The organism is Mesorhizobium sp. WSM4906 (assembly GCF_029674625.1).
Lineage (GTDB): Bacteria > Pseudomonadota > Alphaproteobacteria > Rhizobiales > Rhizobiaceae > Mesorhizobium.
Window position 1 is genome coordinate 639,555 of record NZ_CP121355.1, and the last position, 25,999, is coordinate 665,553.

Sequence of the window (25,999 nt, forward strand, 5' to 3'; positions counted from 1 at the left end):
CAACGTTATCTCGTCGTGAAAGCGTCGGCGCTCCACGCGCGGCGACCCCCTCTGTCGCCTCTGGCGACATCTCCCCCTCAAGGGGGGAGATTTGGCGGTGCGATGGTTACCCCGGCTCGAGCCTTCAAAAGATCTTTCGTGCCTGCGAGAATGGTTGTGTGCGTCAAGTTCTGCAAAAAGGGGCGGCCATGAGGCTGGTCATGCGGCTTGGCGCAGAGCGAGCTTCTTGTGCTCGCGCAGGTCGTCCATGTTGATGTAGCGGTTGGCCTCCATCCAGTTTTCGTTGGTTTCGACGGCCAGCGCCCTGACCAGGCGCAGGCAGCTTTCGGCGTTGGGAAAGATGCGCACGACATAGGTGCGGCGCCTGATCTCTTCGTTGAGGCGTTCCAGCATGTTGGTCGACTTCAGGTGCTTGTGGTGCTGGCGCGGCAGGCGGAAGAAGGTCAGCGTGCGCTCGATGCTCTCCTCCACCCACGTCGTCAGCCGCGGATAGCGGCCCGACCATTTGGCCAGCCACGCGGCGAGATCGGCCTTGGCCTCGGCGAGATCGCGCCGGTCGTAGAGCCATCTGAGCTCCTGCAGGCAGTCGTCGCCGTGCTTGCGCGGCAGGTGATCGAGCGCGTTCCTGAGGAAGTGCACGTAGCAGCGTTGCCAGGCCGCTTCCGGAATCACCTCGCCGATCGCCGCGACCAGGCCGGCATGGTCGTCGGACACGACCAGTTCGACGCCCCTAAGACCGCGCGCCTTGAGCGCCACGAGGAAGTCCTTCCAGGCCGAGCGGCTCTCGCGATTGGCCATCTCCACGGCCAGGATCTGGCGCCGCCCGTCCCAGTCGATGCCGACCGCGATCAGCACCGCCTGGCTCATGACGATGCCGGCCTCGCGCACCTTCTCGTAGCGGGCATCGAGCACGAGGTAAGCAAAGGGCTCTTGAAGCGGGCGCTCGGCAAAGGCCTTCAGGCTTTCGTCCAGCCGTTTGTTGATGGCCGAGATCGACGAGGCCGAGAAGGCATGCCCGCACAGCTCCTCGGTGATCGCCTTGACCTTGCGGGTCGACACGCCTTGCACGTACATCTCGGCAAGCGTCGCCACCAAGGCCCGCTCGGAGCGCTGGTAGCGCTCGAACAGCTCGGTGGAGAAGCGCCCCTGCCGGTCCTGCGGAACCCGCAGCTCCAGCTTGCCGACACGGGTGACAAGCGTGCGGCCGTAATACCCAGAGCGATAGCCGAGCCGCTCCGGTGTCCGTTCGCTCTTCGAAGCGCCCAGCGCCTCGTCCATCTCGGCCTCGAGGACCTCCTGCATCACTGCGCGGATCACTTCGTGCAGCCCATCCGGGTTCGAAAGCAGAATGTCTTTGACGGCAGCTATGGCGGATTTATCTTCGATCTTGGTCATGGTGGCGTTCCTTCGCGGGAATCAGGTGACGTGAACAATCACCAGCCTGCCATGACCGCCCTCTCTCAGCGAATTTGCAGAACTCTCAGCACACTACCGCGAGAATCCTTTCGTCCATGTCGATCGTCTTCCTCCTACAACCCGCGAACAGGAGACGACAAATGAACTACAACCTCATCCGCTACGGTGTGAAGGACGCCAGTGTCGCCGAGAACCGGACGCTGGTGGCAAAGGTGTTCGAGGCGCTGGATGAAACCGAGCCTCAGTCAGTGCGCTACCTGGTGCTCGAACTGGAGAATGGCGAGTTCGTCCATATCGTCGGCTATGAAGAAGACAGTTCGACGCTGACCGGGCTCGACGCTTTCAAGGCCTTCGGCGCGGATCACGCCGCGCGGCGCTCGACACCGCTTGTCAGGTCGGTCGCGAAGATCGTCGGCAATTATCATATGCTGGCCAACGCCGACGAGGCGGTCCCGACCTGACAAGGGCGCGACGCGGCCGGACAGGACAGGCCGGCGATGCGAGAGTGAGGCGAATGAGCACAGCGAAATTCGACCGCGCGGCGCTTGAAGCCATGCTTGTCGACCTGCGGCCGAAATTGCACCGCTATGCCGCACGCATGGCCGGCTCGACGGTCGAGGGCGAGGACATCGTGCAGGAGGCGGTGGTGAAGGCACTTGGTGCTCACGATGGCGGCGCCACGGTCGAGCGTCCAGAGCAGTGGCTGTTCCGCATCGCCCATAATGCGGCGCAGGATCATCTGCGCCGCCGCCAGCGGGAGCGCTCGCGCATGACGGAAGCCGACATGACCGAGATAGAAGACCTCTCGGCCAGCGCGGAGACGCGGCTCGCGGCGGCGGCGAGCCTGCGCAGCTTCATGCAGCTTACGCTGGCGCAGCGCAGCGCGGTGATCCTGGTCGATGTGCTCGGCCTCAGCCTGTATGAGACCTGCGAGGTGACGGGCGCGACGCTCGCCGCCACCAAGGCGGCACTGCATCGCGGCCGGGCGGAGCTGAAGACGCTGGCAGCGGCACCGGATGACGTGCCTTTGCCGAAGCTCGATCCGGATGAAGAGCGGCGGCTGCGCCGCTACATCGACCTGTTCAACGCGCGCGACTTCGACGCCGTCAGGGCGCTGATCGACGAAGACATCGAGCTCGAGGTCGTGAACCGCACCCGGCTCAGCGGCAAGAAACAGGCCTCGATCTATTTCGGCAACTACGACCGCGTCAGCGACTGGGCGCTGTCGCTCGGCTTCGTCGACGGCCAGCCGGCGATCCTGATCCGCAACCCGCAGGCGGACGATGCGGTGCGCGGCTTCGTGCTGATCGACTGGCGCGGCGATGAGGCCGTCCGCATCCGCGATTTCCGCTACGCGTCGTACTGTGTTGCCGACGCGGATATCCGTGCGATCGACGGCTAATCACCTTCGCGCGAACAGTAAAGCGTTCGTCCCGCGAATGCGTTGCCTCTGCCGGCATAGGCGGCATGAAGAACGCTAAGGAGGCGGCCCTGGCCTCATAAGACGCGAGCGGGTGGATTACCATCAACATAGATGTCTGAAGCATCAATCATTGACGCTGAAACCCTTTTATGTATGCTGCAGCACCGAGATCTCATATTTCAAACAAGAAGAGGGTCGCCGGTGATAACCGCACCGCAATTGCGCGCCGCCAGATCGCTGCTCGGCATCGATCAGCGCCGGCTTGCCGAATTGTCCGGCCTGTCGGTGCCGACGATCCAGCGCATGGAAGCCAGCGGCTCGATCATCCGGGGCAACGTCGATTCGCTGATGAAGCTGATCGCGGCGCTCGAGGTGGCCGGCATCGAACTGATCGGCGAAGGCGCGGTCAGCCAGGGCGGCGGACGCGGCGTGCGGCTGAAGGCCGGGGGCGACCCGGCCAGGGCGCCAGACGCCGACGCGATCGATCTCGGCGGGAGCCTGCCGTGATTTCGACCGTCGCGCTTCTGTTGTGCGGCCCCGCCGCGCTTCTGGCGACGGCCGTCCTGGCCGGAGCCGCCAGCCGGCGCGCTTCGGCGACGCGTCTGGTCTATGGCGCTGCGCTCGCCATCTCGGCCGCGTTGCTGGCAATCGTCGCCGGCCATCTCGCGGGCAGCCCCGGCGAGGCGTCCGCCATAACCTTGCCGCTCGGCCTGCCGTGGACCGGCGCCCGATTCCGCCTCGACGGCCTGTCGGCCTTCTTTCTCGTCGTCGTCAACCTGGGCGGCGGCATCACCAGCCTCTACGGTCTCGGCTACGGCCAGCACGAATCCCAGCCGCATCGCGTGCTGCCGTTCTATCCGGCCTTCCTTGCCGGCATGAACCTCGTCGTGCTCGCCAACGACGCCTTCAGCTTCCTGTTGTCTTGGGAATTCATGTCGCTCGCCTCCTGGGCGCTGGTCATGGCGCACCATCGCGACGATGCCAACCGGCGGGCCGGCTACATCTATCTGGTCATGGCAAGCTTCGGCACGCTGGCGCTGCTGCTTGCCTTCGGCCTGCTCGCCGGACCGGCGGGAACGTATGCGTTCGACGCGATGCGGACGGCGCAGCCCGGCCGGTTCGCCGCCGGCGCGGTGCTCGCACTCATGCTGCTAGGCGCCGGCTCCAAGGCCGGCCTCGTGCCGCTGCACGCCTGGCTGCCGCTTGCCCATCCGGCGGCACCGAGCCACGTCTCGGCGCTGATGAGCGGCATCATGACCAAGGTCGCCATCTACGGTTTCATCCGCGTGGTGTTCGATCTGCTCGGCGCACCGGCATGGTGGTCCGGCGTCGTCGTGCTCCTGCTTGGCGGCACGACGGCGGTCCTGGGCATCCTCTACGCGCTGATGGAAAAGGACCTCAAGCGGCTGCTCGCCTATTCGACGATCGAGAATATCGGCGTCATCTTCGCCAGCCTCGGCCTTGCGCTTGCCTTCAAGGCGAACGCCATGCCGTCGGCCGCGGCGCTGGCCTTCACCGCGGCGCTGTTCCACGTGCTGAACCATTCCTTCTTCAAGAGCCTGCTTTTCTTCGGCGCCGGCGCCGTGCTGTCGGCGAGCGGCGAGCGCGACATGGAGAAGCTCGGCGGCCTCATCCATCGCATGCCGGTGACCAGCTTCGTCTTCCTCGTCGGCTGCGTCTCGATCTCGGCGCTGCCGCCCTTCAACGGCTTCGCATCCGAATGGCTGGCCTTCCAGGCCATATTGCAGAGCCCCGAGCTGCCGCAATGGGGGCTGAAGGTCATCGTGCCCGCCGTCGGCGGCATGCTGGCGCTGGCGGCCGCACTTGCCGCGGCCTGCTTCGTCAAGGCATTCGGCATCACCTTCCTTGGCAGGGCGCGATCGGCAGCGGTGGAACGAGCGCATGAGGTCGACCGCTGGTCGCTGGCGGCGATGGTCGTGCTCGCGGCCTTGTGCCTGCTCGCCGGCATCCTGCCCGGTTTCGTCATCGACAGCCTGTCGCCGGTTGCGCTTTCGCTCATCGGCGACCGCATGCCGGTTCAGACGGCGCAGCCCTGGCTGTCGATCGTGCCGATCGCCGAGAGCCGCAGCTCCTACAACGGCCTGCTGGTGTTCGTCTTCATCACCATCTCGGCCTCGCTCGCGGCCTTCTTCATTCACCGCTTCGCCTCGCACGCGCTGCGCAGAGGCCCGGCATGGGGATGCGGCTTCGCGGAAGCGACGCCTGCCGCGCAATATACCGCCGTCAGCTTCGCGCAGCCCATTCGCCGGGTCTTCGGCAGCTTCGCGTTCCGCGCCCGGGAGACGGTGGACATGCCGGCGCCGGGTTCCCTCGAACCGGCGCGCCTCAAGGTGGATTTCCACGATGTGGCCTGGGAGACGTTCTACCAGCCGATCGCCGGCGCGATCGATTTCGCCACCGAGCGGCTGAACTACCTGCAGTTCCTGACGATCCGCCGCTATCTGACGCTGGTCTTCCTCTACCTCGTCATCCTGCTCCTGGTGCTTGCGCTATGGCCATGATCTTCCAGCTGGCCGTCCAGGGCGCGCAAATGCTTCTGGTGCTTTTGCTGGCGCCGCTGCTGATCGGTTTCGTGCGCAAGGTGAAGGCAAGGCTGCTGAGGCGGCAGGGACCGTCCCTGATCCAGCCCTATCGCGACCTGGTCAGGCTGATGCGCAAGGAGGTCGTGCTGGCCGACAACGCGTCCTGGCTGTTCCGCGTCACGCCCTATCTGATCTTTGCCGCCACCTGGGTCGCGGCGGCGCTGGTTCCGACATTCGCCGCCGGCCTCCAGTTCAGCTGGACCGCCGACCTCATCGTCATCGTGGCGCTGCTCGGCAGCGCGCGCTTCTTCCAGGCGCTTGCCGGCATGGACGTCGGCACAAGCTTCGGCGGCATCGGCGCCAGCCGCGAGGTGATGATCGCCTCGCTGGCCGAGCCCGCCATGCTGCTCATCGTGTTCAGCCTGGCGCTGGTCGCCGGCGCCACGCAGCTTTCGACGGTCGCAGCCTTCATGAGCTCGCCCGAGGTCGGGTTGCGGGTGTCGCTCGGCATGTCGGCGATCGCCCTGGTGATGGTGGCGATCGCCGAGAACGCGCGCATCCCGGTCGACAATCCGGCCACGCATCTGGAGCTCACCATGGTGCACGAGGCGATGATCCTGGAATATTCCGGCCGCCATCTGGCGATGATCGAACTCGCCACCTTCCTCAAGCTCGTGCTCTACGTGTCGCTGATCTCCTGCGTCTTCCTGCCGTGGGGGCTGGCGAGCGCCGGGGCGGGGCCGAAAGCACTGGCCATCGGCGCCGCCACCTATCTCGCCAAGCTTGCGGCGCTCGCCATCCTGCTGGCCGTGTTCGAGACCGCGGTCGCCAAGATGCGCGTCTTCCGCGTGCCGGACTTCCTCGGCGCGGCGCTGATGCTGGCGCTGCTCGGCACGCTCTTGCTGTTCGTCTCGCGGAGCCTGTGATGAACGGTCTCACCTTCGACATCGCCCATCTGCTCGCCGGCAGCCTGGTGCTGGTCTCCTTCATGATGCTCTACCAGGACCGCCTGTTCGCCCTGATCAACGTCTTTGCCCTGCACGCGGTCGTGCTTGCTCTGTCGGTGGCCTGGCAGGCCTACATCCAGGAGGCGCATCATCTCTACATCACCGCGGCAATAGCGCTGGTCTTCAAGGCGATCGTCATCCCCGTCGGGCTGCATCGCATCATCCAGCGGCTCGGCATCCATCGCGACATCGAGACCGCAGTCGGCATCGGCCCGACCATGCTCGCGGGCATCGGGCTGGTGACGCTCTCCATGGTGCTGATGCTGAGGGTGACGCCCGAAGCCGACCCGCTTGCCCGAGAGGACCTCGCCTTCGCGCTGTCGATCATATTGCTGGGGCTCCTGGTGATGGTCACCCGGCGCAACGCAGTCAGCCAGGTCGTCGGCTTCATGTCGCTGGAGAACGGCCTGGTACTGGCCGCCACCGGCGCCAAGGGCATGCCGCTGGTCGTCGAGATCAGCGTCGCCTTCTCGATCCTGATCGCCTTCATCGTCATCGGCGTCTTCCTGTTCCGCATCCGCGAGCGGTTCGATTCGGTCGATGTCGGCGCGCTCGACGACTACCGGGGAGAGCGCCAGTGACGGCCCTCTCCTTCGATGCCGTGGCCGCGATCCTTTTCGTCCCCGCAGCTGCCGCGGCCATTCTGGCAGCATTGCCGAACTACAAGATGACGGCGGTCGTGAACGTCATCGCCAGCCTGCTGACCTTGCTCGCCGCGCTGTCGCTGTTCGTCACCGACCGGCCGGCGCCGGGACAATATCTGCTGGTCGACGACCTCAACATCGTCTTCATCGTCCTCAACACGTTCGTCGGCTTCACCACCAGCGTGTTCAGCGCCTCCTATATCGCGCATGAGCTGGAGACCGGGCGGCTGACCGCGCCGAACCTCCGGTTCTACCACGCGATGTACCAGATCATGATGTTCGGCATGAACCTGGCCTTCGTGTCGAACAATATCGGCCTGATGTGGGTCGCGGTGGAGCTCGCCACGCTGACCACCGTGCTGATGGTCGGCATCTACCGCACGCATGAGGCGCTGGAGGCGGCCTGGAAGTACTTCATCCTCGGCAGCGTCGGCATCGCGCTCGCACTCTTCGGCACCATCCTCGTCTACATGGCCGCCCAGCCGGTTGTCGGCGCGGGCACCAACGCCATGGTCTGGTCGGTGCTGATCGACAAGGCGGCGCATTTCGACCCGGCCCTGCTCAGCGTCGCCTTCATCTTCCTGCTGCTCGGCTACGGCACCAAGGTCGGGCTCGCGCCCCTGCATGCCTGGCTGCCCGACGCGCATGCCGAAGGCCCGACGCCGATCTCGGCGGTGCTGTCGGGGCTGCTGCTCAACGTCGCGCTCTACGCGGTGCTGCGCTTCAAGCTCCTGCTCGCCGCCAGCCCGGAGGCGATCGGCCCGGGACCGCTGATGGCCACGATGGGACTGACCTCGCTGATCTTCGCGGCCTTCATGCTCTACCGCCGCCGCGACATCAAACGCCTGTTCGCCTATTCCTCGATCGAGCATATGGGCATCATCGTCTTCGCCTTCGGCATGGGCGGCCCGCTCGCCAACTTCGCCGGCCTGCTGCACATGGTCATGCACAGCCTGACCAAGTCGGCGATCTTCTTCGCCGTCGGCCATATCGCGCAGGTCAAGGGCACGCAGAAGATCTCCGAGATAAGGGGGTTGACGGAAAGCCATCCCGGGCTTGGCTGGGCGCTGGTCATTGGCGTCGTGGCAATAGCCGGCCTGCCGCCGCTCGGCATCTTCATGAGTGAATTCCTGGTCGTCAGCTCGACTTTCGCCAGGTATCCGTGGCTGGCGATCCCGCTGGTGTTCGGGCTGCTCATCGCCTTCGGCGCGTTGCTTTTACGGCTGACCGGAGTCGCCTTCGGCGAGCCGCGCGGCGGCACGGCGCCGGTCGAGGCATCCTACGTGCCGATGTATTCGCACCTTGCTTTGGTGTTTGCCGCCGGCATCTATCTGCCGGCGCCGCTGGTCGCATGGTTCCAGCATGTCGCCGGTATCCTGGGGTGATGCCATGAGCAGGAAAAACATGCCCGCGCTCAGTGATCTCGTCGAGACCGGCCGCCCGGTCGAGCGTCACGCCCCTTGGCGCCGTGCCAAGGTGGCCCCGAAGGTCTGGAACCTTGCCGTCGAACAGCTCGCCGCAGGCCGCTGGAGCCTGCTCGGCCTGTGGGGGGAGCCGGAAAGAGTGCACATGGCGCTTCTCGAGGAAGAGCGGAACGTCGGCGTGATCAGCCTGGATTGCCGCGGCGGCCGCTACCCGTCGGTCGGCCAGTACCACCCGCCGGCGCTACGGCTGGAGCGCGCCGCGGCGGATCTCTTCGGGCTGGCGCCGCAGGGCCTCCCCGACACCCGCCGCTGGCTCGACCATGGCCAGTGGGGCATCAGCCATCCGCTCGCGGCACAGCCCGGCGAACGGTCTGCCGCGTCCTCCTACCGGTTCCTCACGGCGGAGGGCGAGAGTCTTCACCAGATCGCGGTCGGGCCGGTGCATGCCGGCATCATCGAACCCGGACATTTCCGCTTCACGGCAAGCGGCGAAACGGTGGTGCGGCTGGAGGAGCGGCTGGGCTATGTGCACAAGGGCATCGAAGGCCTGATGGCGGGCGCGCCGATCGATCGCGCGGCAAAACTCGCGGGTCGGACGTCGGGCGACAGCACGGTCGCCTACTCGCTTGCCTTTGCCCGCGCCGTGGAAGCGGCGCTCGGCGTCGCCGTGCCGCCCCGCGCAGTCTGGCTGCGCGCTCTGATGGCCGAGCTGGAGCGCCTTGCCAATCACCTCGGTGACATCGGCGCCATCTGCAATGACGCCGCCTTCGCGCTGATGCACGCGCATTGCGGCGTGCTGCGTGAACGCGTGCTGCGCGCCGCCGACGCGGCCTTCGGCCACCGCCTGATGCGCGACCGCATCGTGCCCGGCGGCGTGACAGGCGATCTCAACGAGGCCGGGACGAGCGCCATCCGGTCGCTGGTCGCGGAGATCAGGCAGCGCTTTCCGCATCTGGTCGAGCTCTACGACAACACCGCCTCGCTGCAGGACCGCACGGTGACGACCGGCCGGCTCAAGGTCGAGCTTGCCCGGCAATATGCGGCCGGCGGCTATGTCGGGCGGGCGTCGGGCCGCGATTTCGATGCGCGACGCAATCTAGCCTACGCGCCCTACGACCAGCTCGCCTTCGACGTGCCGGTGCTGCAGGAGGGCGACGTCAACGCCCGCGTCTGGATCCGCGTGCGGGAGGTCGAGCAGAGCCTGTCGCTCGTCGAGCAGATTCTGGGGCGGTTGCCAGCCGGCCCGACCCGCGCCGAGGTCGCCGCGGCGGACGATGCCGCGGGCGGCCCGCGCGAGGGCATGGCGCTGGTCGAGGGTTTTCGCGGCGACATCCTGGCCTGGCTGCGCATTGGCGAGGACAACACCATCGAGCGCTGCCACCTGCGCGATCCCTCATGGTTCCAGTGGCCGCTTTTGGAAGCAGCGATCGAAGGCAACATCGTCGCCGACTTCCCGATCTGCAACAAATCGTTCAACTGCTCCTATTCCGGCCATGATCTCTGAAGGCCTGCCGTCATGCGCAAGCTCCTGTTCGAAAGCCTGATCCGCCCGCCATTGACGGAACGCTCGCCACAGGTGAGCGACGCGGCGGTCGACGAGCTGGCGCGCGCCCTCGACGGTGCTGCCCGCAAGCGGCTGGGCCGGAGCCTGTCCATCCGCGCCGTCGATGCCGGCTCCTGCAACGGCTGCGAGCTCGAGATACACGCGCTCAACAATGCCTTTTACGACATCGAGCGCTTCGGCTTCCGCTTCGTCGCATCGCCCCGCCATGCCGATGTGCTTCTGGTCACCGGGCCGGTCACCAAAAACATGCGCGAGGCATTGAAGCGGACCTGGGACGCGACGCCCAACCCGAAATGGGTGGTCGCGCTCGGCGACTGCGCAAAAGACGGCGGCTGCTTCGCCGGCAGCTATGCGGTCGTCGGCGGCGTGTCGGACGTGGTGCCGGTCGACCTGCACATTCCAGGCTGCCCGCCGCGGCCGATCGAGATCCTCAAGGGATTGATCGCGCTGCTCGACGGCGCGAACGGGAAGGGTGGTTCTTCCCCAGGCTGAGCCCAGCGCCGCCGTTTCTCCCGCCGCCGTGGCCCGCGATCAGGCGCTGCGCTCTACCATCGACCCGTCCGCCAAAACGAAGCAGGCCCGCGTTGCTCCGAGCTCTTCGAGGGCGGACACGGCACGCTCCACAGGCATGACGGTAAAGGCAGTCGAAAGCGCGTCGGCGCAGGTCGCGGTCGGCGCAACGACCGAGACGCTGAGATAGCGGCCCGCGCACAGACCCGTCGCGGGATCGAAGATGTGATTGAATCTCCCCGCCGGACCAAATTCCGTGCCGTAGCCGCCCGAAGTGGAGACAGCCTGGTTGTCGAGAGCAAGCGTCGCAAGCAGGCGGTCCTCGACACGCGGATCCTTTATCCCGACCGACCAGGGCCGGCCCGTCGGATGAACGTCGAGCGCACGCGTCTCTCCCATATCGACCAAAGTGTGCGTGACCCCGCGAGCGCGCAGGAGTTCGGCGACGCGATCGGTGATGTAGCCTTGCGCGATGCCGTTCAGGGTGAGCGCCATGCCGGGTTGCGCGAACGCCACTTTTCCGATGTCGACGATCACGCGCTGGTAGCCGCATTTGGCCACGATGGCGCCGATGTCTGCCGGCGACGGACCATTCGGATCGGCGCCAGCCGTGCTGAAATGCTTCGCATAAAGCGTCCAGAGCGGCTGCACCGTCGGGTCGAAGGCGCCGCCGGTTGCGCGGGCATAGCGCTCGCTCGTCGCCAAAAGCTCGACGAGTTCCTGTGGCGGATCGGCCAGCTCACCGTCGCGGTTCAACCGGGAAAGCGCGGAGCTATCGTCGTAGAGGCTGAACACGCGCTCCAGTCGATGCACCTCGGCGAGCGCATCCGCGATCATGCGCTGGGCCTCGGCGGCATCGGGGTGGTATATCCGCAGCGAGGCATCGGCGCCGAGCGCGACACCGCGCCATTCATGGAACAGTGGTGACGCCCGACCCGGCCGCGGGAAGCCCCACCCAAGCGCCGCAAGGCTGAGGCCTGTCACAGCGCCGCTGATACGGATGAAGCGGCGTCGGGTCATCGGGCCAGCCGGCTCGCCGGCCGATTTCATTCCGTCGCGCGGGATCGTCGAAAGCTCCGTCATTGCTTCACCACGGCGTTGGGCAGTTTGGCCTCGCTGTCCGAAATTTCGGCGGCGGCATCGCTTTCATCGCTTTCCAGGATGTATTTCTCCGGGATCTCGTTGAAGCGCACGACGGTTCCGCCATGCGCGGCCGTGAACGACCGGGCGGCCTTTTCGTCGGAGAAAGGCACGGCGTCCTTGCCGCCCATGCCGGCGTTGTAGTCGCTGCCGATAGCATACCAGGCGTCGTGCGCCTCGACCCAGGCTCCTGCCTCGGGGCGATCCCAATTCCTGGCCTTCGCCATGTCGTTGACGTAGATGGCGACGACGTCCTTCGGCTCTCCCGGCAGCATCGAGAAGGCGACGGCGTCGCGAACGGACGAGAACCAGACCGGCTCGGATTTGCCGGCACGGAAGGCCTGCCCCTTCGGGCCGCCATGTTCGAGCAGGCCCATCGAACAGAAATAGGCGACCGAAGTGGCCGTCGGCTCCTGCGGCGGCGGCTTGGACTGGCCGGCAATCTCCTGGTTGCAGCCGGCAAGCAGGACCGAGAAGACAGCGGCGGCCAGTGCGCCGAGAATCGTTGCGCGCATCATGGCTCCTTCCTTGAAAAGACGAAGGCGGCAAGCGCCAGGGGAACCGCCACCCATGCCGCCAGCGCCGTAAGCAGCACGGCGCGGCCGAACTGCATCTGCTCGGCAAGGCCGGCCATCCCGGCGAACAGGCTGGTCTTCGACAACCCGGCAAGGTTGAGGAGCCGGAAGATGTCCGCGGGATCGAAGAGGAGCAGCCAGTTGAAAGCGGCGGCGCTGATCGTCCTGCCCTGATCCGCAACCAGCAGGCCGAGCAGCGCCATGTCGTAGAGAAGAACCAGAACCAGCCAGATGCCGATGGCAAGGCCTGCCGCGGTCGCACGCTCGCGCACGGTCGCGCTGATCAAGTATCCGAGCGCGACGAAGACCACGCCGAGCAGAACGGACGAGCCGATCATCCGCGCGAAACTGCCGAGGCTGTCGGCATCGAATTCGCCGGCCGCAAACGCGAGCGCCGCTCCGGCTGCACCGTAGCCGAGCACGGTCGCCACCGTCAGGATCGAGAGATGCCCGAGGAACTTGCCGAAGAGGATCTGCCAGCGCGAGAGCGGATAGGAGAGCAGAAGAAGCAGCGTGCCGCGATCGCGTTCTCCGACGATTGCGTCGTGGGACAGGAGGAGCGCGATCAGCGGGACCAGGAAAATCGTCAGGCTCGACAGGCTGACGACCGTGACTTCGAGCGGACTTGCGCCGACCACGCCCGTCGGGGCGCTGCCGAGAAACGCAAGCGTCAACGCCAGGCCGGCCATCAGCAGGACGGCGCCAAGGGCCCAGCGGTTGCGCAGGCCGTCGCGTATCTCGCGGCCGGCAATCGTTGCTATGGCGTTCATTCCGCGGCCTCCCGTGTAAGCTCGTCGCATAGATCGACCAATGTCGGCGGCATCACTTCGATGTCGGAGACGCCTTGCAGCAGCGAGACGCCGCGGATCGCCTCGATCTTGCCGTCGTCGGCGCAGGTGAGCTCGAAGCGCAGATCGTCGAGCCACTGCACGCTGTGCCGGGCGGTGAATTCCCGCGCCGCCTTCCCGTCGACGACGTGCACCCGTATCCGAAGCGGCAGGTCCGCCAGGCGGCGGAGGTCGGGAAGCGCGCCGCATGCGACCATGCGGCCGGCCTTCATGATGGCGATGCGGTCGGCCTGCTCGATGTCGCTGAGCGCATGCGAGGAAAGCAGCAGCGTCGCGCCGGCGTCGCGCAACTGCGCCATGACGTCGTAGAACATCTGGCGCGATTCGATGTCGAGGCCGGTTGTCGGCTCGTCGAGGAAGAGGACGCGCGGCTCGCCCAGCAGCGCCTGCGCCAATCCGAGGCGCTGACGCATGCCCTTCGAATAGGTGCCGACGCGGCGGCGCGCGGCGGCAGCGAGCCCGACGCGTTCCAGGAGCTGGTCGGTGACGCCGAGCGGCACTTGCTTGAGACGCGCGTAGAAACGCAGCACTTCGCGGCCGGTCATGGCTGGGGAGAAGGCTACGTTCTCGGGCAGGAAGCCGATCCTGCGCCGGAATGCCATGGCCTGGCGCCCCGCCGGGTTCTCGCCGAGCAGCGCGATGCGTCCCGCGGTCGGCGCAAGCAGGCCGAGCGCCATCTTCACCAGCGTGCTCTTGCCGGCTCCGTTGTGACCGACGATGGCAACGCACTCGCCGGGCGCAACCGACAGGTCCACGTCGCGCACGACGTAACTATCCCCGTATCGCTTCGACACGTCTTGCATGAAGATCGTAGGCGACATGGTCATGGCTTCACCTCCAGCGCGGGCGGGATGGGCGCCATCAGCGGCGCGCTGTCGATGACGCCGCCGGGATGGAGCGCGGGGAATTCCGCTTGAGCCCAGCGTATGACCTGCACGGCCGGGCTGTTGATGAGGAGCTTGGCCGTCGGATAAGTCCACATGACCTTGTCGAAGATGTCGTTCGGGCGGTAGGCGGTGTCGGCGATGCCGTCGCCGTTCAGGTCGAACGCCGGATTGTCGCTCCAGTAATTGCCGCGCCCGTCCGCCGACCAGTCGAGCGACCGCGTGCCCACGTAAACGACCTGCGAGCGGTTATGGACGAAGGCGTTGCCGGTCATCCGGTTGCGCTCGGAGCCCGCGGTGAAATGGATGCCGACGGCGCAATCCTCGAACCAGTTGTCGGCGAACAGGTTCTTGTTGGCGTTGTAGATGAAGACGCACTGGTCGCTCCGCCGCACGACGTTGTTTTGGATGTCCGAATCGTTGGCGTAGTTGAGCAGAAGGCCATGATCGCCATCGTCTTCCGACAGGTTGCGGCGGATCACCAGGCGGCTCGAATACATGATGACGTAGCCGTCATGGTTGCCGCGCGAGACGTTGTCGGCGATTTCGCTGTCGTTGGTGTACATGTAGTGGATGGCGAAGCGGACGTTCTCGATACGGTTGCCGCGGAAGACGTTGTTGCGGCTGGCATTGGTGAAGATGCCGTCACGTCCGCCCGTGATGTGGTTGCCGATCACCTGCGCGCCCGGCGCGTTCCAGACATAGACGCCGTTGCCGCGCTCGTTGGTCCTGAGATCGGTCCGTCCGACGATGCGGTTGTTCCGCACGATCGCGTTGGTGGCGCCGTGAACATAGACGCCGACCAGGCTGTTCTCGATCCGGCTGTCCTCAACGATTGCGCCCGCCGCACTGTCTTCGAGGAAGACCGCCGCGTCCATGGGATCGTCGATGCCCGAATTGCGTATCGTAAGGCCGCGCATGACGACGTTCGGGGCGACCACCTCGACGGTGCGGCCCTGGCCCTGCCCGTCGAGCACGGCGCCGGGCTCGGCCTCGATGGTGAGAGCGTGGTCGATCCGGATCGGGCCCTGGTGCACGCCGGCGCCGAGCCTCAGCGTATCGCCGGAATGCGAGGCGGCGACCGCCTGCCGAAGGCCGTCACCCCCGCGGGGACGGCGAGGGTTTCCGCCCGCCCCGTCCCCGGGAGGAGGAAGGCGCAGGCGGCGACGAGGGCCGCCGCAACTGCGCTCCCGCTATGCCGTTTCCGGATCATGCCGGCTGCGGCTCCACGATCATGCGCCCGGCCATTTCCATGTGCAGGGCATGGCAGAACCACTGGCAATAGTACCAGTGGACGCCGGGACGGTCGGCGACGAAGGTCACGGACGAGGTCGCCTGCGGCCCGATCTCCATCACCACGCCGTGGCGCACCATGGTGAAGCCGTGGGTCAGATCCTCGACGTCGTCCATGTTGGTCACGGTGACGGTGACCTCGTCACCCTGCTTCACCGTGAACTTGTCGAGGCTGAAGGCCGGCGCGACCGAGTGCATGTAGACGCGCACCTTGTTGCCGTCGCGGATGACGTTGGCGGCTTCCTCGAGCTTGACGCCGTCCTTTGCCGCCTGCTGCCGCGCTTCCTCCCACATCGGATCGTCGCGCTTCCACACGATCGCCGGCCTGACCTTCGAGCGGTGCACCAGGCAGATGTCGTGCGGCTCCGCGAAGCTCGGCCCGTCATGGACCAGGCGCATCTCGTCGCCCGAGATGTCGATCAGCTGGTCGTTCTCCGGATGCAGCGGCCCGACAGGCAGGAAGCGGTCCTTGGAGAACTTGTTGAGCGACATCAGCCACTTGCCGTCCGCCTCCTTGGTCTCGCCCATGGAGGTGTGGTTGTGGCCCGGCTGATAGTGAACGTCGAGCTTCTGGATGATCGGATCGACCTTGGCGCCGCCATAAGCCTGGATCGCCTTGTCGATGTTCCACTTGACGACCTGGCTGTCGAGGAACAGCGTGGTGTAGGCGTTGCCCTTGCCGTCGAATGCCGTGTGGAGCGGTCCGAGACCCAGCTCAGGCTCGGCGACGACGACGTCGCGCGGCTTGATCTTGTCGTCGAACAGGTCGTCGAAGCGGCGAACGTCGAGAAGCGTGACGGTCGGCGAGAGCTTGCCGGCGATCGCGAGATGGATGCCGTCGGGCGCCGTGTTGCAGCCGTGGGGATTGTTGCCGGCCGGAACGTAGCGCGTGTAGCGCGAACCGTGCCGTCCGTCGACCACCGGCACGCCGTTGATCTCCTTGTAGTCGCCTTTCTTGACCGCATCCTCGATGCGCTTGAGGTTGAAGATCACCACCCAGTCGCGGTCCGCGGACGTCATGTCGGCGAGCGTCACGCCCCGCTCAGAGTTGTAGCAGGTCGAGAACGCGTACTTGCCCTGGTAGTCGGCGTCGGTGTTGTCGAGATTGCCGTCGACCAGCACCTGCCAGGCGATCTTCATGGTGTCGCCGTCGATCGCCGTGAAGACCGACCAGTACTGCTTGGGATCGTCGAGGACCTTGCCGTCATTCGGGATCGGGATGATGTGCTCGCTGTTGGCGAACACGTAACCGGTCCGCGGATACTTCTGCAGGCGCAGCCCGTGAATGTCCGATGCGTTCGGAATCTCGATGATCTTGTCGCACTTCATCACGTCGCAACGGATGCGGGCGACGCGGCAATTGGCCTTGTCGTTGACGAACAGATAGCGCCCGTCATAGGTGCCGTCCGTGAAGGACATATGCGGGTGATGCAGGTCGCCGTTGGGGTAGACGCCGCCGCGCTTGGCAAGGAACGCCTGCGTGGCCGGCATCAGGCCTTCCGTCATGATCTTGCGGCTCTCGTTGGTGATCCCCCAGCCGGTGGCGCTGCAGCGGTTGAAGACTGGAATGCGCGTGATCTCACGCATGGAAGGCAGTCCGATGACACGCACCTCGCCCGACTGGCCGCTCGAACTGAAGCCGTAATATTCGTCGAGATCGCCGGGCCGTATCTCGCTGGTCGCCTCCTTGGCACGAGCGGGCCTGGTGAACCCGGCAACGCCAACGGCTCCGCCGCCGGCTGCGCTGGCGAGGCCCGCGAGAATGGCTGCCTTGCCGCTTCCGGTCAGAAGCTTGCGGCGGCTTACTCCGGTTTCAGTTTCCGCCGACCTATCATCGTCTTTCATTGGTCGTCTCCTTCTAGTGACGCGGCCTGGCCGGCCGCAGGCTTCCGTTCCACGGATGGTTCGCGACCGTTGACGGTCACCAGGACCCTCGGCTTGCGCTTGGGCTCGGGCACCATCGACGGCGACTGCAGGGCCAGGAACTTCTCACGCTTGATGCGCTTCTGGATCACCACCGGACAGCGCTGGTCGTCGTGGTAGAGCACCTGGCAGTTGAGGCATTGGATGCATTCGTTGGGATTGATCATCCCTTCCGGATGGATCGCCTGGACGGGACAATCATTGGAGCAGCGCTGGCAGGGCGAGCCGCATTCCTTGTAACGCTTCAGCCAGTCGAACATCCGCATACGGGCAGGGACGGCCAGCGCGCCGCCGAGCGGGCAAAGGTAGCGGCAGTAGAAGCGCTCGATGAAAAGGCCGGGCGCCAGGCAGCCGACGGCGAACAGCACGAACCACCACTCGCGCGCGAAATGCAGGATGATCGCGGTCTTGAAGGGCTCCACCTCGGCCACTTCCTCGGCAAGGCCGAGCGAGCCGAAGGAAAGGCCGAAAAGCGCGAGGAAGATGATGTATTTGAACGGCCATAGGCGCTGGTTGAGCCAGAACGGCACGCGGACCTGCGGAATGTGCGCCCAGCGCGCCAGCTGGTTCGTCCACTCCTGCAATGCGCCGAACGGGCAGAGCCAGCCGCAATAGGCGCCACGCCCCCAGAACAGCAGAGCGGCCGCGACCGCCGACCACAGGATGAAGATCAGCGGGTCGCGCAGGAAATAGTCCCACCGGAAGTCGCCGCGCAGCGAGTTGAAGAATGTGAGGATATTCACGACCGACAGCTGCGCGTGCTCGTACCAGCCCAGCCACAGAAGCGTGAAGGCGAGATAGCCGAGCCGGATGCGCTCATAGGCGCGCGGCCATTTCACGAGGAAATCCTGGAAGAAGAAGATGCCGGTGAGCACGCCGATTGCGACGAGCATGATGGCGATGTCGAACATCCGCGCCTGCCACATCCGCTGCCAGAGCGGCGGCTCGTGGTCCGCTGCCGCCACCGGCTGCACGGCGGCCGACGCCGGCGCGACCGCCGCCAGCGGCGCAACAGGTGCGGACGCAATAGGCGCGGTTAGGAACTTGTCGGGGGTCGAGTAGTCGAGCCCCGTCGTGACGAATGCCTTGTCGAGCGCACCGGTGGCCCGCTGCACGAGGAGCTGGAACCGCCATGGCGCGCCAGGATCGAGATTCGAGCCGTCGGGCGTGACGAAGACGCCGATCTCGGGAAAGTCCGGCGCGCCCTCGGCGGCCACCGCGCCGAGCCGGCTATAGTTGCGATCGCGGAAGCGTATGCTGCCCTCGCTCTGGATCAGCTCGATGCGATCGAAGATGCCGCCGCGCACATAGCCGGAGCCGCGAAAGGAATACGGCCCGTCGCCGGCGACGAGGATCGCCTGCTGGCCGGGCTTCAGATCCTGGCGAAGGCGATCATATTCGGCATCGCCGAGCAGCGATCGGCCAACCGTCGGCACGCTCGCCAGCGCAACGTAGAGGTCGACGAAGGAAGCGTCAGGGTCGCCTTGCTGCGGGCGGGCGATCGCCGCGGCATTGCCCGTCCGCTGAAACAGCTCATCGAGCTCCTTGTTGGTGATCGCAAGCCTGCGGACCGATCCGTCGCCGAGCAGGGCTTGCCAGGTTTCGACGGCGCTTCTGGTCTGATCGATGGTGCGGTGGGCCGGCTGAGACGCGACATTCACGGCACCCGTGCCCAGACCGCGCGACCGCGCGATCCTGACCGCCGACTGCGTCATGCCGTCGGCGATGACCATCATCGTGACCGTCGCGCCGCTGACGATGTCGACCGGCATGCGGCTCTCCTCGCCCGCCTCGAGCACGCGCCGGCCGACGAAGCCGTCGATATAATGCTCGATCTTGGCTTGAGGGATGCCGACCAGGACGATCGGTTCGTGGTGCTCGACGAGCTTTGCGCCGGTGATCTTGCCGTCGAAGTCGATGCCGACAACGATGTTGATCGGCTTGCCGGAATAGCCGGTCGAATCGACGACGTCGTTCGTGAGGAAGGCGTAGCCGACGGGCTGACCGCCCTTGAGCAGCCTCGCGGCCGGCGGATTGCCCTCGACCTCGCCGAAGCTGTCGGCCGCGGGATCGATGTCGGATGCCTTGATCCCACTCAGGAATTCGCCGAGCCGCCCTGACGCATTGGCTTCAGCCTGCGGCAACAGGAGGACGAGCAGGAGAAAGAAAGAAGCCAGGAAACCCAGACCCGCCGATCTCCATCCGAATTCGAAATCTGGTTTCATTTCCTCGGCCGGCTGTCTGCACCAAAGCCCGATCGCCTGTTGATCGAACGCGCGTTACCCTTAGACGATCGCGCCAGCCGCTCTTTGATTTTGGACAAACTCAAATGGCATCGGTCGATGTCATATTGGTGCGCATTCCTCCAGGAGGCGCTGCCATGAAGCGGCTGAGTGAAGAACCCAATGTGCAGTTGCGCGATGTTCCGCAGCTTCTCGGCCTGGCGACGGCCATGGAGGAAAGCGCGGCACAACGCTACCAACGGCTCGCTGCCCGCATGGAAAAGCTGAACGAGCGTGAGGTTGCCGGAACGTTCAGCGCGCTTGTCGAGGAGCAGCGCGACCATGTCGAAGAAATCGCCCGCCGCTCCGGTCAGTCGACGGGCGCGCCGTCGCCGGCAATGGCCGATCCGCGCGGGCTGCCTTCCGAAATCTCTCGATCATGGGACGAAGCGGAGGTCAGCGCGCTGCTCTCCCCTTACCGGGCCCTCGGCATTGCGGTGGACAATGAAATGCTGGCTTTCGCCTTCTACTCCTATGTCGCCGCGCAAAGCGGCGATGCGACGGTCCGGGCGACGGCCGAGTGGCTCGCCGGAAAGGCGCTCGATCACGCGGCGTTGCTGCGCGAGGAACGGCGTCGCGCCTATCGGCGGGAAGGCGCCAGGCGTGCCCGCGACGGGAGGCCAATGCTGGATGCCTCGTCACTGCCGGAGTTCGTGCGACAGAGCCGACGTCTGGAGTCGCGTGCCGCGGTCTTCCACCGAAGGGTGGCTTCGCGGCTTGCCGCGCTGGGCGAGGCTGCTGCCTCGAAAACGATCATCGAGGTTGCCGAGCGGGAGCGGGCGGCCGGGCTTGAAGCCGCTGACGGAACTGTCGAAGCAGCCAGGGCGGAGCTTGCGCAAGCTGCCAAGCCCTTGCCGCTTCTGCGCGCCGCGCTGGCCGAGGCCGAACGGCTGCACCAGGCCTATCTCGATCTCGCCGACCGCACGCGCGACGAACAGGTGCTGGCCGCTGCCCAGCGGGCGGCGGATCGAACCCTGCAGAGCCTCGCGGCCGTCGCAGCGCTGCTGCAGGCGTTCGGCTGATGCGGCGGGCGTCGGCCCGGGCGCGGGCGCCTATTGGCCAATCTGTTTGAACAGCTCCTCGAAAGCCTTCTTGGCCTTGCCGGGCTGATTGACCGCTTCGGCGGCCTTCAGGTTGCTGCCCGGATCGCCGACCACGACGAGGGCGACCATGCCCATGCCGTAGTGGGGATTGCATTTGATGCCATAGACACCGGGCTTGGTGAACGTGACTGTCAGATCCTTGTTCATCTCCCCTTTGAACGGCTGCGCACCGTCCGGCAGCATGCCGGCGATCGACTCGACGTCGTGACCCTTGTCCTTGGCAACAAAATGAACTGTGTCGCCGGGCGCTATCTTGAGGAACGATGGTTCGAGCTGAAACATGCCGTGCTTGCCCATGTTCAACATGGAAACCTCCGATCGGCGGCGCCTGCGGCGCCGGCCCACGTCAGAACGGCGGCAGTGACGAGCAGCACAAGTCTGGTCGAGCGCATTTCTTCCAATTCCCTGCTTGGTGTGAATGACGGATCTTGCGTGTGGCCGGCTGTCTACCGGCTGCATCCGTCCCGAACTTTGCGCCAGATCAAATACGTTCCAGAAAGATGCGCTTGACGGCATCGACGGCGAACTGCAGGTCAAGCCAGGTTGCGGTCGCGCCGGCGTCCCGCCACCCCAAGAGCCTTAAAGCGCCGCATCCGCGATTTCCGCTACGCAGCCTGTTGCCTCAACTAGGCTGATCTCCGCGTCATCGGCGATTGATCGCCGCACAGGACACGACCTCATCAAATGATCGTGAAGCCGCATGATCGTCACGGATCGGCCATCAGAGCAGCAGCATAGGCCTGCGAAGTCGTCCCAGCTTCCGGTCCGATACGCTGCGCTGAGCAGCTCATATCGGCCGTAAGAGGGGCAACTGGCCCGACATCACCAGCCTATTGTTTTCTCCATTAGTGCGAGCGAACGCGCTCGCGGGGTTCCAATGTCTCTTCATGAAGCAATAAAGCCTGCCAAGAAAAGCTCTCCCCATGCCAAAGTAATGGCCCGATCGCCCACGCGCGATCAGATCCTTATCGGCCCCGATTTCATCCAGAAAGACGAACCGCATGAGCGGCTCGACCGCTTCTTCGGCGACCTGGCGAGCCGCTTCGACGCGGCGCCGGCGGTCATTTCCGGCGGCCGACCCTGGTCATACCGCGAGCTGAACAGCCGCGCCAACCAGTTCGCGCATCTCTTGATCGAGCGTGGCGTGAAGCCGGGCGACAGGGTCGGCCTTTTGCTGGACCGCTCCGCCGAAACCTATATCGCCATACTTGCCGTGATGAAGGCCGGGGCGGCCTTCGTCCCTTTAGCCACCGCCTTCCCCGAAGATCGCATGGTGATGATCATCGAGGACGCCAACGTCACGATGGTGATCAGCGTCTCCGGTTATGCCGCGCGCGTGGCACGCCTGCCGGTTCCGCATATCTCGATCGACTCGGCGGAGTCCGAGATCGCTCTCAAGCCCGAGACAGCGCCGCTGCCGGAGGGCAGCCAGGACCAGACCTGCTACATCCTCTACACCTCCGGCACCACGGGCAAGCCGAAGGGCGTGGTCATCACGCATCAGAGCTTCTGCAACTTCATCCGGGTCGCCGCTGCGTCCTACGGCTACCAGCCCGGCGACCGCGTCTACCAGGGCATGACCATCGCCTTCGACTTCTCCTCGGAGGAGATCTGGGTGCCCTTCGCCGCGGGCGCGACGGTCGTGCCGGCGCCCGGCCAGCAACCCCTCGTGGGAGAGGAACTGGCCGGTTTCCTGCGCGAGCATAACATCACCTGCATGGCCTGCAGCCCGACGCTCTTGTCGTCGATCGAGAGCGACGCGCCGAGCCTGCGCGCGATCCTTGTCGGCGGCGAGGCCTGCTCGCACAAGCTTGTCGAGCGCTGGGCGAAGCGCGGACGTCAGATCCTGAACACCTATGGCCCGACCGAGGCGACGGTCACCGCCACCATGGCCTTGCTGACCCCGGACGAGCCGGTGACGATCGGCAAGCCGCTGCCCACCTATTCGATAGCCATTCTCGACCCGGAAAAGCCGCAGGTGCTGATCGGCGACCAGCTGGGCGAGATCTGCATCGGCGGCATGGGCGTGGCGGTCGGCTATCTCAACCGAGCTGAACTCACCGAACAGCGATTCATCAAGGATTTCATCGGCCTGCCGAATAATCCCGGCGGCCGCATCTACCGGACGGGCGATCTCGGCCGCATCAACGACAAGGGCGAGATCGAATATCACGGCCGCATCGACACGCAGGTGAAGATCCGCGGCTACCGCATCGAGCTGGGCGAGATCGAGGCCGTGCTCCTGGAACAGCCCGGCATCGCGCAGGCGGCGGTCACGACCTGGGAGATCGAGCCCGAGCGCACGGAACTGGTTGGCTACTATGCCCCCAAGAGCGGCGGCGGTGTGGATCGCACCCTGCTCGTGCAGGAGCTCAAGCGGCGGCTGCCCGACTACATGGTTCCGGCCTATCTGGAGCAGTTGCCCGCGATCCCGATGACCGTTTCCAACAAGGTCGACCTGAGGAAATTGCCCAAGCCGACCAGCGCGCGCGTCGCGGCCGGCCACGCGATGATCGACCCGCGCAACGAGGACGAGAAGTTCCTCGTCGACACGCTGCAGGACGTGCTGAAATTCGACGACGTCTCCATCGAGGACCACTTCTTCGACGACCTCGGCGCGAACTCGCTGCTGATGGCCAGGTTCTGCGCACGCATCCGCTCCCGCAAGGCCTGGTCGACGACCTCGATGCGCGACATCTACCTGCACCCCACGGTCGCGAAGCTGGCCGAGCACCTGCGCGCGCCGCAGACGGCCGCCGTTGCCGCGAGCGAGCCGATGCTGACGCATCGGGCTTCCAGCCTCGCCTATTGGAGCACGGGCTTCGGGCAGCTGCTGTTCTACGCGCTCTACAGCTATGTCTCGCTCGGGGCGATCAATGACGGGCTCAACTGGGTCTATGACGCGCTGGACGATCCGCTGCAGCTCTACCTGCGCTGCGTGCTTCTGTCCGCCAGCGTGTTTTTCGGGCTGAGCGGCTTTGCCATCATCGCCAAATGGCTGCTGGTCGGCCGCTGGAAGGCGGAGACCTTCCCGATCTGGGGGTGGCGCTATTATCGCTTCTGGGTCGTCAAGACGCTGGTCCGCAGCGCTCCGGTGGTGCTGTTCCGCGGCAGCCCGCTCTACAGCCTCTACCTGCGCCTGCTCGGCGCGCGGCTCGGCAACCGCACGGTCATCGAATGCCGCTCCGTTCCCGTCTGCACCGACTTGATCAGGATCGGCGACAACTCGATCCTGCGCAAGGATTCGATGATCCTGGGCTTCCGCGCCCAGGCAGGCTACATCCATACCGGCCCGCTCGACATCGGCCACAACGCTTTCGTCGGCGTCGGCTCGACCCTGGACATCGACACCCGCATCGGCGACGGCGCCCAGCTCGGCCACGCTTCCTCGCTGCATCGCGGTCAGGCGATCCCCGCCGGCGAGCGCTGGCACGGATCGCCGGCCATCCCGACCGAGGCGGACTATTGCACGGTTCCCAACGTGCCGCTGTCGAGGCTGCGCAGGATAATCTACGAGACGATCCAGCTCTTCATCCTCTTCGCCATCGTCACGCCGTTCCCGCTGCTGTTCCACACCTACTGGGAAAATCTCGGCGACGATTATCAGGAGACCATCGGCGTCGTGGCGATCGGCACCACGGTGACGGTGGCGGGCTTCGTCATCGGCGGGGTGCTGTTGGCGGCGATCGTGCCGCGGCTGTTCAATCTCGTGCTGAAGCCCGGCAGAGACTATTCGCTCTATGGCTTCCACTACTGGCTGCAATCGATGCTGGAGCTGGTCAGCAATGTGCGCCTGCTGAACGTCCTGTTCGGCGACAGCTCGGCCATCGTCTACTATCTGCGCGCCATCGGCTGGCGGCTGAACAAGGTGGACCAGACCGGCTCGAATTTCGGCACCAACCAGCGGCACGAGAATCCGCAGCTCAGCGAAATCGGCTCGGAGACGATGGTGTCCGACGGCCTGTTCATGGTCAACATGCAGAAGTCGGCCAACTCCTTCCGCCTCGAGCACACGCGGGTCGGCGAGCGCAACTTCTTCGGCAACAACATCATCTATTCACCGAATTCCCGCACCGGCGACAATTGCCTGCTCGGAACCAAGGTGCACGTCCCGGTGGACGGTCCTGTGCGCGAGAATGTCGGGCTGCTGGGATCGCCGCCCTTTGAGATCCCGCGCATGGTCAATCGCGACAAGGAGCTTCTCGAATTGATCTCCGACGAGGAGCGCCGCCGCCGCCTGCCGCTGAAGAACCTGCACAATCTGGTCACCGCGCTGCTGTTCTTGGCCGCGCAATGGCTGATCCTGTTCCTGACGCTCGCCATCTGGGACCGCGCGCTCAACTACTACACCGAATGGGAGCAGACGGCGCTGTTCGTGGCGGTGGTGCTGACGACGGCGATCGGTGTCCCGTTCTACATCTTCCTCGAACGCGTCAGCCTCGGCTTCCGCCGGCTGAAGCCCAGGATGGCCACGATCTACGACCCCGTCTTCTGGCGGCACGAACGTCATTGGAAACTCTCCGATTCGCCGATCATGGGCCTGTTCACCGGCACCCCGTTCAGGCCGCTCATCCTGCGCATGCTGGGCGTGAAGGTCGGGCGCCGCGTCTATGACGGGGGAAGCATCATCACCGAGCGGTCGCTGGTGGAGATCGGCGACGACGCGACGCTCAACGAGGGCTGCGTCATCCAGGCGCATTCGCTCGAGGAAGGCGCGTTCAAGTCCGACTACATCCGCATCGGCAACGGCTGCACGCTCGCCCCGTCCGCCTTCATCCACTACGCGGTGGTGATGGGCGAGGGTTCCGTGGCGGATCTCGACTGCTTCGTCATGAAGGGCGAAGTGATAGAGCCGAACACCGTGTGGCGCGGCAACCCGGCGAAGCTCTACGGCGTGGTGACGCCGATCGATGCGCGCGCGATCAAGATCGGGCAGGAACAGTGACTGGTTCCGCTGAAGCGCCGACGCGCGACCGCCCGGTTGTCCTGCAGCCTGTCGGCGAGGATAATCGACCGGCGATCCTGGCGCTCGAGCTGACGCCGGAGCGGCAAGGCTTCGTCGCCTCCAACGCCGACTCGCTGGAAGAGGCCCGGGAGGATGACGAGGCCATAGCCCGCGCTGTCGTCACGGCTGGGCGCGTCGTCGGGTTCCTGATGTACAGCGCCCCAGACGAGGATGACGAGGCGGTCATCTACCGTCTCATGATCGACCGCCGCGAACAGGGCAAGGGCCTTGGCCGGGCCGCGGTTGCCGCAGCGCTGGAGGAGATCGCGCATCCCGGCCACATACGCCGCGTTTCGATCTGCTATGAGCCGAGAAACGAAGCGGCGCGCCGCCTTTATGCAAGCTTCGGCTTCGTCGAGCAGGGGCTGGACGAGGACGACGAGATGATCGCCATGCTCGAATTGAGGCCATAGCG

The 25,999-nt window shown here is 65.5% G+C and carries 21 protein-coding genes; 12 read left to right on the plus strand and 9 right to left on the minus strand.

All coding sequences use genetic code 11. The features are described from left to right. Positions 1 to 198 precede the first annotated feature (198 nt). Positions 199 to 1,395: an IS256 family transposase gene (locus QAZ22_RS02950; RefSeq protein ID WP_278203704.1), complete on the minus strand. Its 1,197-nt coding sequence runs from the start codon at positions 1,393 to 1,395 to the stop codon at positions 199 to 201. 161 nt (positions 1,396 to 1,556) lie between these two features. Here QAZ22_RS02950 and QAZ22_RS02955 point away from each other — a divergent pair, with 161 nt between their 5' ends. From QAZ22_RS02955 to QAZ22_RS02995, 9 genes are all read left to right on the plus strand, one after another. Beyond that, positions 1,557 to 1,877 carry a hypothetical protein gene (locus tag QAZ22_RS02955; RefSeq protein ID WP_278205493.1) on the plus strand — a complete coding sequence of 107 codons (321 nt, stop codon included), beginning with the start codon at positions 1,557 to 1,559 and terminating at the stop codon, positions 1,875 to 1,877. A 53-nt stretch (positions 1,878 to 1,930) separates the two neighbouring features. Then, complete coding sequence (locus QAZ22_RS02960; RefSeq protein WP_278205494.1) at positions 1,931 to 2,818, plus strand: RNA polymerase sigma factor; 888 nt, start codon at positions 1,931 to 1,933, stop codon at positions 2,816 to 2,818. A 222-nt stretch (positions 2,819 to 3,040) separates the two neighbouring features. Further along, on the plus strand, positions 3,041 to 3,346 hold the full coding sequence (locus tag QAZ22_RS02965; protein WP_278205495.1) for a helix-turn-helix transcriptional regulator: 306 nt from the start codon (positions 3,041 to 3,043) through the stop codon (positions 3,344 to 3,346). Next, complete coding sequence (gene hyfB, locus QAZ22_RS02970; protein ID WP_278207773.1) at positions 3,346 to 5,361, plus strand: hydrogenase 4 subunit B; 2,016 nt, start codon at positions 3,346 to 3,348, stop codon at positions 5,359 to 5,361. Before QAZ22_RS02965 ends, hyfB begins: the two co-directional genes overlap by 1 nt. After that, positions 5,352 to 6,308 carry an NADH-quinone oxidoreductase subunit H gene (locus QAZ22_RS02975; RefSeq protein ID WP_278205496.1) on the plus strand — a complete coding sequence of 319 codons (957 nt, stop codon included), beginning with the start codon at positions 5,352 to 5,354 and terminating at the stop codon, positions 6,306 to 6,308. The genes hyfB and QAZ22_RS02975 overlap by 10 nt, the downstream gene beginning before the upstream one ends. Beyond that, positions 6,308 to 6,970 carry a hydrogenase-4 component E gene (locus tag QAZ22_RS02980; RefSeq protein ID WP_278205497.1) on the plus strand — a complete coding sequence of 221 codons (663 nt, stop codon included), beginning with the start codon at positions 6,308 to 6,310 and terminating at the stop codon, positions 6,968 to 6,970. The genes QAZ22_RS02975 and QAZ22_RS02980 overlap by 1 nt, the downstream gene beginning before the upstream one ends. Next, a complete protein-coding gene (locus tag QAZ22_RS02985; protein WP_278205498.1) occupies positions 6,967 to 8,418 on the plus strand; it encodes a hydrogenase 4 subunit F in 1,452 nt (483 codons plus the stop codon). Before QAZ22_RS02980 ends, QAZ22_RS02985 begins: the two co-directional genes overlap by 4 nt. Before the next feature lie 19 nt (positions 8,419 to 8,437). Further along, positions 8,438 to 9,961, plus strand: a complete 1,524-nt coding sequence (locus tag QAZ22_RS02990) for an NADH-quinone oxidoreductase subunit C (RefSeq protein WP_278207774.1) — start codon at positions 8,438 to 8,440, stop codon at positions 9,959 to 9,961. Between the two features lie 12 nt (positions 9,962 to 9,973). Continuing rightward, on the plus strand, positions 9,974 to 10,513 hold the full coding sequence (locus QAZ22_RS02995; protein WP_278205499.1) for an NADH-quinone oxidoreductase subunit B family protein: 540 nt from the start codon (positions 9,974 to 9,976) through the stop codon (positions 10,511 to 10,513). 39 nt (positions 10,514 to 10,552) lie between these two features. Here QAZ22_RS02995 and QAZ22_RS03000 read toward each other — a convergent pair whose 3' ends face one another. The 7 genes from QAZ22_RS03000 to QAZ22_RS03030 form a co-directional block, all read right to left on the minus strand. Beyond that, the gene (locus QAZ22_RS03000; protein WP_278205500.1) at positions 10,553 to 11,614 is read right to left on the minus strand and encodes an FAD:protein FMN transferase; all 1,062 of its coding nucleotides are present in this window, start codon (positions 11,612 to 11,614) and stop codon (positions 10,553 to 10,555) included. Beyond that, complete coding sequence (locus QAZ22_RS03005) at positions 11,611 to 12,189, minus strand: nitrous oxide reductase accessory protein NosL (RefSeq protein WP_278205501.1); 579 nt, start codon at positions 12,187 to 12,189, stop codon at positions 11,611 to 11,613. The genes QAZ22_RS03000 and QAZ22_RS03005 overlap by 4 nt, the downstream gene beginning before the upstream one ends. Continuing rightward, entirely contained in the window at positions 12,186 to 13,016 is an 831-nt protein-coding gene (locus tag QAZ22_RS03010; RefSeq protein WP_278205502.1) for an ABC transporter permease, read from the minus strand. The genes QAZ22_RS03005 and QAZ22_RS03010 overlap by 4 nt, the downstream gene beginning before the upstream one ends. After that, positions 13,013 to 13,921, minus strand: a complete 909-nt coding sequence (locus tag QAZ22_RS03015; protein ID WP_278205503.1) for an ABC transporter ATP-binding protein — start codon at positions 13,919 to 13,921, stop codon at positions 13,013 to 13,015. The genes QAZ22_RS03010 and QAZ22_RS03015 overlap by 4 nt, the downstream gene beginning before the upstream one ends. After that, positions 13,918 to 15,015, minus strand: a complete 1,098-nt coding sequence (locus QAZ22_RS03020) for a nitrous oxide reductase family maturation protein NosD (RefSeq protein ID WP_347566933.1) — start codon at positions 15,013 to 15,015, stop codon at positions 13,918 to 13,920. Before QAZ22_RS03020 ends, QAZ22_RS03015 begins: the two co-directional genes overlap by 4 nt. Before the next feature lie 172 nt (positions 15,016 to 15,187). Beyond that, positions 15,188 to 17,116 (minus strand): TAT-dependent nitrous-oxide reductase, encoded by a 1,929-nt coding sequence (gene nosZ, locus QAZ22_RS03025; RefSeq protein ID WP_278205504.1) that lies wholly within the window; start codon positions 17,114 to 17,116, stop codon positions 15,188 to 15,190. Then, complete coding sequence (locus QAZ22_RS03030) at positions 17,113 to 19,338, minus strand: NosR/NirI family protein (protein WP_278205505.1); 2,226 nt, start codon at positions 19,336 to 19,338, stop codon at positions 17,113 to 17,115. Before QAZ22_RS03030 ends, nosZ begins: the two co-directional genes overlap by 4 nt. A gap of 236 nt (positions 19,339 to 19,574) precedes the next feature. On the opposite strand from QAZ22_RS03030, the gene QAZ22_RS03035 reads away from it, so the two are divergent. Then, complete coding sequence (locus QAZ22_RS03035; protein ID WP_278205506.1) at positions 19,575 to 20,498, plus strand: ferritin family protein; 924 nt, start codon at positions 19,575 to 19,577, stop codon at positions 20,496 to 20,498. Between the two features lie 30 nt (positions 20,499 to 20,528). On the opposite strand, the gene QAZ22_RS03040 is transcribed toward QAZ22_RS03035, so the two are convergent. Next, positions 20,529 to 20,885 carry a pseudoazurin gene (locus QAZ22_RS03040; protein WP_347566934.1) on the minus strand — a complete coding sequence of 119 codons (357 nt, stop codon included), beginning with the start codon at positions 20,883 to 20,885 and terminating at the stop codon, positions 20,529 to 20,531. 628 nt (positions 20,886 to 21,513) lie between these two features. On the opposite strand from QAZ22_RS03040, the gene QAZ22_RS03045 reads away from it, so the two are divergent. Together QAZ22_RS03045 and QAZ22_RS03050 are read left to right on the plus strand one after the other, a co-directional pair. Beyond that, the gene (locus QAZ22_RS03045) at positions 21,514 to 25,524 is read left to right on the plus strand and encodes a Pls/PosA family non-ribosomal peptide synthetase (protein WP_278205507.1); all 4,011 of its coding nucleotides are present in this window, start codon (positions 21,514 to 21,516) and stop codon (positions 25,522 to 25,524) included. Then, positions 25,521 to 25,997 carry a GNAT family N-acetyltransferase gene (locus tag QAZ22_RS03050; protein ID WP_278205508.1) on the plus strand — a complete coding sequence of 159 codons (477 nt, stop codon included), beginning with the start codon at positions 25,521 to 25,523 and terminating at the stop codon, positions 25,995 to 25,997. Before QAZ22_RS03045 ends, QAZ22_RS03050 begins: the two co-directional genes overlap by 4 nt. Positions 25,998 to 25,999 lie beyond the last annotated feature (2 nt).